A 10,873-nucleotide genomic window follows, 5' to 3' on the forward strand; every position below is an offset into this window, starting at 1 on the left:
CGGTGAAAATGCTCCCGCCCCCCTGAAATCAGAACAGAAAGGGCCGATACTGGGCGACTTTTGCTCCGCCCGCAGCGAGAAACATCCCCGCCGCTACCGTGGTCGACTATTCCACTGCCGTTCTCAAGCTCAACGTGAGAGCTACCGCAGACGGCAGTTTGGCGTTGACTAGCCCTGCCGAGGAAGTTTTTCAGCGGCCTAGAGCGAGAGCGTCCCCGATGTTCGGCATAGGTCAAATCCAGCCCCTGCAACCAAAAATCCTACACAATCTCAGGGACTTGAAATCGTCTTCGGCCGATCAAGTTTTTGATGTCGCGTTTTTCATCAACGCCACATCAATGTTTGAAGAGGCCACACCCCGATAGCGGTTTTAGCCTGGAGTACAGACCCTCGGGGGACACGTGCTGAACTGCCTTGATTGAAATCAACGCTCCATAATCGTTGGTCGTGCATTCTATGGAGCGTCGAGCGCGCAACGCCATGGTCCTTTCCAGGAGATTGCCGATGATCGAGCTCACAATTGCCGACATCCAGCAGTGGAAACACGATCCGGGAGCGTTCGAGGCGTCCCCGTCAGGAGAGAAACTTGGACCGGGCGAACTCGTCGGCCAGGATCGGGCCAGCGACGCGATCCGCCTCTCGGCGAGCATCGAACACGACCTGTTCAACCTGTTCGTCTCCGGTCCGGCCGGAAGTGGCCGGCATGCGGAAGTGTCCCGTATCCTGGGTGACCGCGCAGCCAAACGTCCGGTGCCCTCCGACTGGGCCTATGTGAACAATTTCAGCGACCCCCAGAAACCCCGCGCGCTGGCGCTCCCAGCCGGTCGAGCAATCCTGCTACGCGACTGCATGCAGACGCTCATCGACGACCTGGCGGCCGACATCCCGGCCATCTTCGAGTCCGACGAATACCAGTCGCAGCGACGGATGATCGAGGAAGAGGTCGAGCAGACGCACGAAACCGCAATGGCCGAATTCGCTGAACAGGCAAAGCACGAAGACATCGCGCTCCTGCGTGCGCCGATGGGCTACATGCTGACGGCGATCCGGGAGGGGCAGCCGATCAAGCGTGATAATTACGAGAAACTCTCCGCCGAGGAGCAGGCCGAAATCGATGAGAAGATCGCCCGGCTGCAGGAACGGCTGGCCGCCGTCATGCAAGAGGGGCCGAAGCTCGAGCGGCAGGGGCGGGAGCGGATCGAGCGCCTAAACGCGGAGATGGCGGAGCGGGCCGTTCAGGAGCGGATCGACGAGGTGCCGGACGATCTGCGCGGAATCGAGGCTGTCGCCGCATATCTCGACGAGGTCCAGACCGACATCATCGCCAATGCGGAGCTGTTCCTGAAATCGTCCGAGGACGAGAACGACGGTCCCTTTCCCGAAACGATCCGCAAGCCGCATGTCGATGCGAAATTCGGACGCTACAGCGTTAACGTCATGGTCTCGCATGACGCGAAGGCACCCCGCGGCGCGCCGGTCGAGCAGGAGGATCTTCCCACGCTCGACCGCCTTACGGGCCGCATCGAACACGTCTCCCACATGGGTTCACTGCTGACGAACTTCACGATGATCAAACCGGGTGTCCTTCACCAGGCGAATGGTGGCTATCTCGTGCTCGATGCGCGGCGCGTACTGTCCGAGCCCTTTGCCTGGGATGCCCTGAAACGGTGCCTGAAACACCGCCGGATCTCGATCACCTCGCTGGCCGAACGAGTCAGCCTCGCATCGACGATCACGCTGGATCCGGACCCGATTCCGCTCTCCGTGCGCATTGTTCTCGTCGGCGACAGGATGCTGCACGCGCTGCTCGTTCTCTACGACCCGGATTTCCCTGAACTCTTTAAAATCCAGGCCGATTTCGAGACGGATGTCGAACGGGACTCGGACAACACGGCCGGCATGTCCGCGCTTCTTGCCAGCGAGGTAGCGCGGGAGAACCTGCGGCCGCTCACCTCGGCCGGCATTGCCCGCCTGCTCGACGAGTCGGTGCGGTTGGCCGAGGACTCCCGAAAGTTCTCGCTTCGCGTGAGTGCCCTCACTGACCTCGTCTGCGAGGCCGACCACTATGCCGGCCTGCGCGGCGCCGAGAAAATCGACGCGGCGGATATCGAGACCGCAGTGGAGGCGCGGGACAGACGCGCCTCGCGGATTCGGGACCGCATGCAGGAGGCGATCGCACGGGGGACCATCCTGATCGACACCGACGGACGAAAGGTGGGCCAGGTCAACGGGCTCTCGGTGATCGGGCTGGGCGACTATTTCTTCGGCCGTCCCTCGCGCATCACCGCGCGCGTTCGCATGGGGTCGGGCAAGTTGATCGACATCGAGCGTGAGGTCGAGCTTGGCGGGCCGCTGCACTCCAAGGGCGTGATGATTCTCGCGAGCTACCTCGCCTCCACCTTCGCGCTGGACGTGCCGTTCTCGCTCCACGCCAGTCTCGTCTTCGAACAGAGCTATGGCGGCGTCGAGGGCGACAGCGCCTCCTCGGCGGAGCTTTACGCGCTTCTCTCGGCGCTCTCGGGACTGCCGATCGATCAGGGACTCGCCGTGACCGGGTCCGTCAACCAGACCGGCGAGGTTCAGGCGATCGGAGGGGTCAACCACAAGATCGAAGGCTTCTTCGACATCTGCAAAGATCGGGGGCTGAATGGGCGGCAAGGGGTCCTCATCCCGGCGTCGAATGTCGAGCACCTGGTTCTGCGCCCGAAGGTCGTTGCAGCGATGGAGGCGGGGACCTTCCGCGTTATCGCCGTCGAGACCGTCTCGGAAGGGATCGAAGCATTGACCGGCGTGGTGGCCGGGACTCGTGGGGACGATGGCGTTTTTGCCGCCGGGAGCGTCTACGCGAAGGTCGAGTACCGTCTGAGGGACTTTGCCCGAAAGCGGCTGGAATTCGCCCGCAGGCTTCGGTCAAGTGAAGAGGAGACCAAGCGGTGATTGATCCGGCCGCCAAGAAACGTGTCCTGATCGCCGCTGGCAGCTATGCCGACGCTGCGGCAGCGATCCGCCTCGCCGAACGGCTCGCTGCGGGGCTGATCGCCGAACTGGGCGGCCTGTTGGTTGATGACGAGGCGATCGCAGAGGCGGCAGGCCTTCCCGTCCAGCGCGTCGTCACAAGTGCGGGGCGGCTGGTCGAGGCGCCCTCCCGACAACGCCTCGCGGCGCAGATGGAGGGGGATGCGCGTGCTTTCCGGATGGGGCTGTCCGGCGTGGCACGGACCTCTCCGGTCAAATGCGTCCTCGAGCGTCGCCACGGCGACCTGATCGCCGGTCTCTGCGAGGCTGCGGGCGGCTGGGACCTGCTGCTCGTCGGTCACAGAACCCGCCGCCGTGCTGGGCGCGTCGTGCTTCTGGACACTGTTCCGGCCGCCTGTCCTGAGGCGGTCGAGATCGCCCGCAGGATCGCGGACGGGCTTGAAACGGAGGTCGTCACCCTTGCACTGGCGCCGCAAGGTCGCCCGCCCTCGGGTGTCGAGGTCGCCAGCTCCGAAGACGAGCTTCTGGCCCTGGTGAATCGCATGCATTCGGCGGTGGTAATTATCGATCTCGCAGCGGGCCCGTTTCGCGGACGCGAGCAACTCCGGCATCTGATCGAGGCAGCGCGTTGCCCGGTCTTGGTTCTGAACGCTTCCGAGGCCGAACCGGCTCTTGCCTATTCGACGCTGATCCCAGCGCCCCCCGGGTCGGCGGCACCGGGGCGCGAGAACGGAACATAGCCGGTCCCCCGACATAGCCTTGGCGGACACTACCGCTTCCACGGATTTTGCGGTTTCGGGCCAGGCAAGAGCCGCCCTGCCGGTTCTTCCGGACCTGCCGATATCGAACCTCCAGTTCTCGGTGGCGGGATTCGACACGGTAACGGTCAGGATGTCGTCCTACGCCTCGGCTGTCACGGTATCGGGGCCGATCTAGAACTGCAGGGTGAGGTCGCGCATGCAGGAGCTGGATAGGCGCCTGATGCCGTGGACCTGCCGCCAGTATTTTCCCTCTTTCGTCCTTCTTCTCGCCCATGATCGTGAGGCAGGCGCCGGTGACGGACAGCCGCGATCTTTGCCACGACAAGCGTCAAAAAGGGCCGTTTCGAAACAAGTCTTGATGAGGAAGTCGCTCCGCATTTGGCGGTCACCCGCCGCCTAGGGAGGCACCGATGAGCAAGCCAAGGCAGCTCAAGGCGCCGAGTGCCGGCACCAGCGCGGGCACCCTGACGCAGCCTTTGGGAAGCGGCTCCCTGCGCGTCTTCATTCGCAGAAGCGACAGGTTTGCCAGGCAGAAGACTGTGAGGATCACCTGCGAGGAAACCTCCGCTAGCCTGTCCAGCGGCGCGATGAGTGCGAGGACGAGGACGGCCGCCGAGACGAGGAGCGTAGCGTTTAGCGGCGTCTTGGTGCGCGGCGACACTGCTCCCAGCCATGCGGGCAGCCGTTCCTTCCGGGCGAGCCCGTAGATCACGCGCGCAGCCATGATCAGGATGATGATGACGCCGTTCATGGTCGCGAGGATCGCGATGAGCGTGATCCCGAGCGGGGAGAGGTTCGTCAGTCGTTCGAAGAGGAGGCTGACCGGGGCTTCGGAGGCGGCCAGGACTTCCGCAGGGACAGAGCGGACGGCCACGACGGCCACGAGGGCGTAGAGCAAGGTCACGATAGCGAGGGTGATCGCAATGGCCCGGGGGACGGTTCGCGTTGGGTCGCGGGCCTCCTCGACGAGATTAACGATATCGTCGAAACCGATATAGGCAAAGAACGCGAGAAGGCTGGCGCTCATCACGCCGGACAGGGCGGCCGGACCGGTCGGCAAGGCGAAGCGGGCGCCACCCGGCTGGATCGCCTCCGGTTCGACGACGAAACCGGCGACGATGATTGCCAACAGCCCGAGGACTTCCACAATTGTCATGACGCCCGCAACAAGCACGGATTCACGGACGCCCCAGGCGGCGATCAAGGTCATGAAGACGATGATCGGGACGACCAATACCACTCCCGGCAGCGGAATGATCTCGGCCACGTACCCTGCCGAGCCGAGCGCGATCGCGGCGGCCGCGACGACGGCTTCCACAACGATCGCTCCGCCGACTGCCAGCGTCAGCCAAGCTCGCCCGAAAGCGGCCTCGACATAGACGGCCTCTCCCGCGGCGCGGGGGATCCGGCCCGACAGTTCGGCGAAGCTGCCTGCGGTGAAGCCCATGACGACGGCGGAGAGGATGAAGGCGAATGGCGCGTAAGTGCCGGCGCGTTCCACCGTCTCACCGATGAGAACGTAGATCCCGGCTCCGATGGTGACCCCGAGCCCGTAGAGCACGAGAAGCCAGAGCCCGATGGCCCGGCGGAGCCGCGGCTCTCTTTCGGCTTCTTCCGGAACATGCCCGTCGGTCCCCATGACTCCACCGAACGCGGTGCGCGCTGCCTCGATCTCCTTGATTACAGCTTCGGGTTCAGGCCGCCATGATGACGATCAATCCGGGTGGGTGCGGATTGGTCTTGACGGAAGTCTCGTCGAGGAAAGCCAGTCGTTCCAGATGGTTTGCCATGAAGGGTTGGCGTTTTGTGATCCAGACATGGCGCAGGTCGGCCACGTCCTTGCGTTTCTGCTCAAGCGCCTGAAGGTCTTTTTTTGTGCGTCATCCCCAGACCGCGCAGGACCCGCCAGACGGTGCCGCGGTGGACGACGAGGCCATGGGTCTCGGCCAGTTCCGCGGCCAGTTCATCAAGCGTGATCTTGCCCCTGGCCGCCACGCGCGCCTCGATCCAATCCGTCACGGCCGCCAGCTTGCCGTGTCCGCCGCCATTGCCCTGCCGCCGCGGCGCCAGAGATCCGGTCTCGCGCCGCAGCTTCACCAGATCGTTGACGAACTTCGGCGACACACGAAAGTGCCGCGCCGCCTCGCGGTGCCCGTGACCCTCATCGACATAGGCAACAACCCGCGTTCGTAGCTCTATCGGATGCGGCTTGCCCATCTGCGACCCCCATATCTGCCTCAGCAGCAGGGAATCATATCGCGCAAAACCCGGGAACCCTGAATCTCAAAGCCCGCGACGCGCTCTAGTTCGCCATATCTCAAACTTAAAGAAAATGTCCCGGGCAACACTCGCTGTTCATTTGGTTCACCAGCCAGGTTTCAAACTTGGCAAGGCTCTTGGAGGGCTTGGTATCTTCGCCAACGACCAGCCAGAACGCGTTGCCAGTTCTGAACCTGCCCGGGAACGGAGCGACCAGGCGCCCCGATTTCAGAGCATCGAAGGCGAGGGTCTCCCATGCCAGGAATACGCCCTGTGCCGCAATCGCCGCGTCCAGGCAGAGCGATGCATCCGAGAATACTGGCCCTTCGCCGAGAATTTCCTCAGTCAGTCCGTTGGGTCCGAGCCATGTTGACCAGTCGAACATCTGCCCGCGGTCGCGGATGATCTGAACTTTCGACAGGTCTCTGGGTGACTTGAGCGCGTCAGCGAGTGCTGGACTGCAAACCGGGAAGATGCGCTGATCCACCAGGCGAACGAGCCTGACGCCATTCCAATCTCCTTTGCCGAACCGAATACAGGCATCCACGTCCGACGTGTTCAGGTCTGCCATCGTCGCAGACGCATCGATCCTGACCCTGACATCGGGATGCTCGGAACTGAACTCGCCGAGCCGCCAGACCAGCCATTTCGCGGCAAACACCGGAGGCGCGGAAATCGTCAGAACATCGGCGTGTTCTCGCCGCGCGATGTCGACCGCCGCAGAGAGGTCCGACATGCCGCGCGCGAGGCGCGGCAGAAGTTTCTCGCAACGTTCAGTCGGTTGCATTCCCTGCGGGGTCCGCAGAAACATCGGGCGGCCCAGCAGACCCTCGATCTTCTGCAACTGCTGGCTGACTGCGCCAACCGTCACACCCATTTCCTCTGCGGCGCCCGCCAGATTCCCTGTCCGGGCCACAGCTTCGATCGCCCGCAACCCCCCAAGATTAATGCGATTTAAGTTTTTCATATAGAAAATCTAAAACACGATTCATGGAAAATCGATAAAAATATACGTCTCCACGAGGCATCTTGTTTGCAGAACTTTAAACAGGGTGTAGCCAGATGGGCCTCATCACATACTTCCGGGACCGTAAGGTACGATCTGCCGCCACGACCCGTCACTGGGACAACCCCGCGTGGTGGCGGGATCCGCTGTCTCATCCGGACATTCGCAGAATGTCGCCCCGCGAACTCGCGGACCTTCCTTTCGACCGATCGGAAGGTGTGCATCGCTCTTCAGCCCAATCTCATCTCAGGAGGTGGCAATGACCGCTCTCACTCAAGACTCGTTTCACGTACAGCATCTGCACAACTGCCGAACTGGCGCCGGCGCCGCAGGCGGCCGTATCGGTAGGTTCTGGACAACGCGGAAGTGCCGCTCAAAGGCGGCCCGGGATTTGCGGGTGCTGCGCGGCCTCAGCGACCACCAGCTCCGCGACATCGGGCTTAGCCGCTCCGATGTCGGAGGCTGGGACGACAGCCTCCAGAGCAGCGCTCAGAAGATCCGGGTTCTCAGCGGCCGGTGACAGCCGCCGGAACGTGGACCCAGGCGTAACGAGTTCCCCCGTCCCCGAATCCAGAAATCGAGAAAGTGACAACCACATGTACGAAACCAATGTTCAGGAAATCGACCAGCCGACGGTCGTCAATGGAATCGATGTCGATGCCCTCGGCAAAACGCTCGCTGCGATCCGCGAGGACCCGGATCTCGGCGTCAGCCAGTTCCGGGCCACCAACAGGTGGATCGGTGGCAACCACAACCGGACGACCGTGACCTCGTTCTACGGCGCCAAGCAGGACATCGCCCATGCGAAGGCCTTCGAGATGGACGCGGACGAACCGCCGATCCTCGCCGGAAACGACCTTGCGGCCAACCCCGTCGAGCATCTTCTCCACGCGCTCGCCGCATGTGTGACCACCAGCATGGTGGCGCACGCCGCATCGCGGGGAATTCCGATCAACTCGGTGGAATCGGTTGTCGAAGGCGACATCGACCTGCGCGGTTATCTCGGCCTCGCGAACGACGTTCCGCGCGGCTACACGGCCTTGCGTGTCAAGTTCACGGTCGACGCTGAACCCCGCTATCTGAAGCGCCTGGAGGACCTCAGCAAGTTCTCCCCGGTGTTCAACACAATTCTGAACGGCGCTCAGGTCGACATCAGCGTCGAGCCCGCCTGACTGCTCCAATCATCACGACACACAAGGAAGATCCGGAATGAAAACCTATGAAGCAAATCCCGCCAAGGACCCGAACCGGTCCAATCGAACTAAGGCCGCATTTCTCTTTGCTGCCATCTTCGCGACCTTGAATGCGCAACCTTCGCTCGCTCTGTTCAATGGCCAGCCATACGGACCAGAGTTCCAGGGACAGGCAATCGACGCCGACAGCCACGACAAGGCCCACGGCGACAACGACAAAGCTGCCGACACCGCTGGCGACAACAACGACGGCAAGAATGCGCGCGGCAACGATGATCCGCTCTACGGCGACTGAGTGCTGCCTACTGAACTGGACCAAGATGGAAGCCGGGGCCAATTGGCCCCGGTTACCCCGGCGAATCGCAACCGCTGCCGCTGGCGTCCGATTGCTCCGGCAAATTGGCAATGCGCCTCGTGCAAATCGAAGGAAAAGGAGCTCCCGGGTGCCGCCGAATGCTGTGGTACGCTGAATGGCGTATTGTCTGCTTTGCCTTCGTAATCTTGATAATACTGGTGCGTCGCACACCTAGGGCCGGTCCAAGGCAGCGACGCCAAGGAACAGATTGCCGATGCCGCCGAAGCGCAGGCCTAACCTGCCACTGATTTCGAAGAGGACAAACCGGAGCGTCGACACAGCCGCAAACCGCTGCCCGACCATCTGGAACGAAACGACGAGATCCTGTCGCCTGGCGAGGAATGTCACCACTGCGGTGGAACCCTGAAGACGCTCGGGGAGGATGTGACCGAGGAACTGGAATATGTCCCCGGACGCTTCGTCGTGAACCGGATCGTCCGTCCGCGCATGGCCTGCTCCTGCTGTGAAGCGATTGTCCAATCACCGCTGCCGTCTCGCCCGATTGATCGTGGCCGTCCCGGTCCGGGATTGCTGGCGCATGTCCTTGTCAGCAAGTATTCGGACCATCTCCCGCTCTACCGTCAGTCACAGATATTTGCCCGTGAGGGGATCGACCTGGATGGCGGTGTCATGTGTGGACGTATATGGACCCCGCCTGATTGCAACGGTTTGGCTGGTTCCGGGTCGGGCGTCACGATTGCTGACGTATATCCGGCTTTCTGAAGCGGCCCGATACATCGTCGCCGCAAGCCCCGATGGGTTTCCGCGTGCTTCGTCCTCAATGGCTCCGAGGCATCGGCATGTGCCGAGCCAGTCCACACATCAGGCTCACGAAGCGACGGGTCATGACCCTTTCTCCATCTCCTGCCAGTTCGCTGCAATGTCTGGGGGCGAGCCCTCCCTTTTTCTGCTTCCTCGCCGGTGTGATCAGGTTGCGGATGCGGCCTGAGCCGGCCGGTAGTCGTCGCCTCGCGACAGGATGGACCAGACGATCCTGGCGTTCTTGTTGGCGAGCGCGACGGCCACGACGTTCGGATGTCGACGCTCGCGCATCCGGCCTATCCATTGGCTTTGCGCGTCCTGTTTGCCGCCAGCCTTGCCGAGAACGGCCCGGGCGCCGTGTATCATCAGCGTCCGGATGTATCGGTCGCCGCGCTTGGATATCCCCAACAGTCGCGCCTTACCGCCACTCGATCGCTGCCTCGGGACGAGCCCGAGCCAGGCGGCGAACTCGCGACCGTTCTTGAAGCAGGTCCGGTCTCCCACGGCCGCGACCAGCGCGGTGGCTGTGACCGGGCCGATGCCCTTGATCTTGCCGATGCGCCGACACATCTCGTCATTTCGGAAGATATGTCTGAGCCGCCGGTTGTAGGATGAGATGCGTCGGTCGAGTTCGGCGAGCTCCTCGCGCGCATCGCGGACGAGTTCCAGGATCAGCTCGCTCAGACCAGCCTCATCGCCATTCACGATCTTCGAGAGAGCACTCCTCAAGCGGGAGATGTCGCGCGCGATCGCGATGCCATGCTCGGCCAGTAGCCCGCGGATCTGGTTCACCAGTCGCGTTCGGTCGGAGACGAGGCGCTGACGAACGCGATGCACCGCCTGCAGCGCAAGCTGCGCGGACGACTTCGGCGGAACGAACCGCATTGAGGGCCGTCCGACAGCCTCGCAGATCGCCTCGGCGTCGTTGCGGTCGCTTTTGTTCGACTTCACGTAGGGCGTCACGAACTGCGGCGAGATCAGACGGACTTCATGCCCGAGATCGGACAGAACCTTCGCCCAGTAATGGGCGCCACTGCACGCCTCCATGCCGACGACACAGGTCGGCAGCTCGGCGAAGAACGAAGCGACAGCGTCCCGTCGCAATGTCTTGCGGAGAACGACCTTCTCCTCCGCGTCTACCCCGTGAACCTCGAAGACGTATTTCGCCAGGTCCAAGCCAATTCGAACGATCTGCACAGCGCACCTCCTCTTTCTCCACTGTTGCGTTCGAAGGCTCTCCCCGCCGGGGCGGCGGGGTCCATACCATTGGCTCCGTTTTCGCAAGCGCTGATTTGAGCTGATGGCGATCTTCGCGGGTTGCGGTCATGTGTCCGGCCTGTTCGCGCGGTGCCATTGACCGCTGGCCTTGATGAAGTCCGCGTGCCGGGTTCCTATCAGAAGGGCGAGCTTTGAAGCCCAGACACCGCCTCGGGGTGTCCTGGCAGCGGTTCCGTTCGATCATCATCACTCACGTCTGCCCTTGCGTTCTTTCGCGGCGACGTCCCTGTCGCCACGCATGTTCTTCGTCCGTTCAACTGACAGGTAGGGCCGTGTAGGTCTC

Annotated in this window: 10 protein-coding genes and 1 pseudogene; 6 read left to right on the plus strand and 5 right to left on the minus strand. The window is 62.7% G+C overall.

Annotated elements, in window-relative coordinates:
* Positions 1 to 504 precede the first annotated feature (504 nt).
* Complete coding sequence (locus tag EU800_RS24885; protein ID WP_242500824.1) at positions 505 to 2,937, plus strand: Lon protease family protein; 2,433 nt, start codon at positions 505 to 507, stop codon at positions 2,935 to 2,937.
* On the plus strand, positions 2,934 to 3,716 hold the full coding sequence (locus tag EU800_RS24890; RefSeq protein ID WP_129636171.1) for a hypothetical protein: 783 nt from the start codon (positions 2,934 to 2,936) through the stop codon (positions 3,714 to 3,716). Before EU800_RS24885 ends, EU800_RS24890 begins: the two co-directional genes overlap by 4 nt.
* A 406-nt stretch (positions 3,717 to 4,122) precedes the next feature.
* Here the strand turns inward: EU800_RS24890 and EU800_RS24895 are convergent, their stop codons facing one another.
* The 4 genes from EU800_RS24895 to EU800_RS24905 all read right to left on the minus strand — a co-directional run bounded on the left by EU800_RS24895 (position 4,123) and on the right by EU800_RS24905 (position 6,930).
* Positions 4,123 to 5,376 (minus strand): APC family permease, encoded by a 1,254-nt coding sequence (locus tag EU800_RS24895; protein ID WP_129636172.1) that lies wholly within the window; start codon positions 5,374 to 5,376, stop codon positions 4,123 to 4,125.
* A 55-nt stretch (positions 5,377 to 5,431) separates the two neighbouring features.
* Positions 5,432 to 5,572, minus strand: a complete 141-nt coding sequence (locus EU800_RS27065; protein ID WP_165354842.1) for a hypothetical protein — start codon at positions 5,570 to 5,572, stop codon at positions 5,432 to 5,434.
* Positions 5,573 to 5,588: 16 nt separating this feature from the next.
* Positions 5,589 to 5,954: a helix-turn-helix domain-containing protein gene (locus tag EU800_RS24900; protein ID WP_129636173.1), complete on the minus strand. Its 366-nt coding sequence runs from the start codon at positions 5,952 to 5,954 to the stop codon at positions 5,589 to 5,591.
* A 106-nt stretch (positions 5,955 to 6,060) separates the two neighbouring features.
* The gene (locus tag EU800_RS24905; RefSeq protein WP_165354843.1) at positions 6,061 to 6,930 is read right to left on the minus strand and encodes a LysR substrate-binding domain-containing protein; all 870 of its coding nucleotides are present in this window, start codon (positions 6,928 to 6,930) and stop codon (positions 6,061 to 6,063) included.
* Positions 6,931 to 7,261: 331 nt separating this feature from the next.
* On the opposite strand from EU800_RS24905, the gene EU800_RS29010 reads away from it, so the two are divergent.
* The 4 genes and pseudogenes from EU800_RS29010 to EU800_RS24930 all read left to right on the plus strand — a co-directional run.
* Positions 7,262 to 7,522 carry a DUF1127 domain-containing protein gene (locus EU800_RS29010; RefSeq protein WP_129636176.1) on the plus strand — a complete coding sequence of 87 codons (261 nt, stop codon included), beginning with the start codon at positions 7,262 to 7,264 and terminating at the stop codon, positions 7,520 to 7,522.
* 76 nt (positions 7,523 to 7,598) lie between these two features.
* Positions 7,599 to 8,174, plus strand: coding sequence for an OsmC family protein (locus tag EU800_RS24920; protein ID WP_129636177.1), 576 nt, complete (start codon positions 7,599 to 7,601; stop codon positions 8,172 to 8,174).
* 37 nt (positions 8,175 to 8,211) lie between these two features.
* Positions 8,212 to 8,490 carry a hypothetical protein gene (locus EU800_RS24925; protein WP_129636178.1) on the plus strand — a complete coding sequence of 93 codons (279 nt, stop codon included), beginning with the start codon at positions 8,212 to 8,214 and terminating at the stop codon, positions 8,488 to 8,490.
* A gap of 315 nt (positions 8,491 to 8,805) precedes the next feature.
* Positions 8,806 to 9,183: pseudogene (locus EU800_RS24930) on the plus strand (IS66 family transposase zinc-finger binding domain-containing protein); the annotation flags it as partial.
* A gap of 294 nt (positions 9,184 to 9,477) precedes the next feature.
* On the opposite strand, the gene EU800_RS24935 reads toward EU800_RS24930, so the two are convergent.
* On the minus strand, positions 9,478 to 10,509 hold the full coding sequence (locus EU800_RS24935) for an IS110 family transposase (protein WP_129636179.1): 1,032 nt from the start codon (positions 10,507 to 10,509) through the stop codon (positions 9,478 to 9,480).
* Positions 10,510 to 10,873: the final 364 nt, after the last annotated feature.

It is taken from the genome of Tropicimonas sp. IMCC6043, assembly GCF_004146235.1.
Lineage (GTDB): Bacteria > Pseudomonadota > Alphaproteobacteria > Rhodobacterales > Rhodobacteraceae > Tropicimonas.

What these genes read in the sequence shown, in the direction of transcription:
- EU800_RS24925 (WP_129636178.1), top strand. Translation starts at nt 8,212, where the DNA reads ATGAAAACCTATGAAGCAAATCCCGCCAAGGACCCGAACCGGTCCAAT.
- EU800_RS24885 (WP_242500824.1), top strand. Translation starts at nt 505, where the DNA reads ATGATCGAGCTCACAATTGCCGACATCCAGCAGTGGAAACACGATCCG.
- EU800_RS24920 (WP_129636177.1), top strand. Translation starts at nt 7,599, where the DNA reads ATGTACGAAACCAATGTTCAGGAAATCGACCAGCCGACGGTCGTCAAT.
- EU800_RS24900 (WP_129636173.1), bottom strand. Translation starts at nt 5,954, where the DNA reads ATGGGCAAGCCGCATCCGATAGAGCTACGAACGCGGGTTGTTGCCTAT.
- EU800_RS29010 (WP_129636176.1), top strand. Translation starts at nt 7,262, where the DNA reads ATGACCGCTCTCACTCAAGACTCGTTTCACGTACAGCATCTGCACAAC.
- EU800_RS24895 (WP_129636172.1), bottom strand. Translation starts at nt 5,376, where the DNA reads ATGGGGACCGACGGGCATGTTCCGGAAGAAGCCGAAAGAGAGCCGCGG.